Annotated in this window: 1 protein-coding gene; it reads left to right on the top strand. The window is 62.2% G+C overall.

Annotated elements, in window-relative coordinates:
• Positions 1-5: 5 nt before the first annotated feature.
• On the top strand, positions 6-957 hold a 952-nt coding region (locus tag EN853_RS33070; RefSeq protein ID WP_127230906.1), incomplete at its 3' end, for an IS481 family transposase.

Below are 957 nucleotides of genomic sequence, written 5' to 3' on the forward strand. Positions count from 1 at the left end.
TCCGAATGAACATCCATAAGAATGCCCGTCTCACACCGCTGCGTCGAGAGGAGATGGCGCTGTCGGTGATAGAAGGCGCTTTCTCCAAAGCCCATGCGGCGCGTGTCTACGGCGTGTCGGCCAAGATCGTGGCGCGCTGGGTCGAGCGCTACAAGTCCGAAGGGCGGGCCGGCATGATCGACCGTTCCTCGCGGCCCGCCCATATGCCGCAGGCCACCGCTGCGTTGATCGCCGAGCGCATCATGGCGCTGCGGCGGCAACGTTGGACCGGCAAGCACATCGCCCATGAGGTCGGCGTCTCGCCCGCCACCGTTAGCCGGGTTCTCAAGCGTGCCGGACTGTCGCGGTTGCGGGATATCGAACCGGCCGAGCCGATCCGACGCTACGAGCGCGAGCATCCTGGCGAGATGATCCATATCGATATCAAGAAGCTCGGTCGTTTCGAGCGCATCGGTCATCGCATTACCGGCAAGCGCACCGGCAATGCCAGCTCGCGCGGCAGCAGTTGGGAGTTCGTCCATGTCTGCATCGACGACGCCTCCCGCATCGCCTTCTCGCAGATCCTGCCCGACGAGAAAAAAGAAAGCGCCATCGCCTTCCTCAAGGCGGCGGTGGCCTACTACGCCAGCCTCGGCGTCACGATAGCCCGCGTCATGACCGACAACGGCTCCTGCTACAGATCAAAGGCCTTCGCCAAGGCCTGCCGCGATCTCGGCCTCAAGCACGTCAGGACAAGACCCTATACACCCAAGACCAATGGCAAGGCCGAGCGCTTCATCCAGACAGCACTGCGCGAATGGGCTTATGCCATCGCTTATCCGACTTCAGATCACCGCGCCGCAGAGTTGCCGGTCTGGCTGCACAGATACAATTGGCACCGTCCCCACGGGAGCCTAAAGTCCAAAACACCTATCAGTCGCCTCGCTCTAACCGAGGACAACCTGTTGAGGCTCCACA

Source organism: Mesorhizobium sp. M1C.F.Ca.ET.210.01.1.1, assembly GCF_004791585.1.
Lineage (GTDB): Bacteria > Pseudomonadota > Alphaproteobacteria > Rhizobiales > Rhizobiaceae > Mesorhizobium.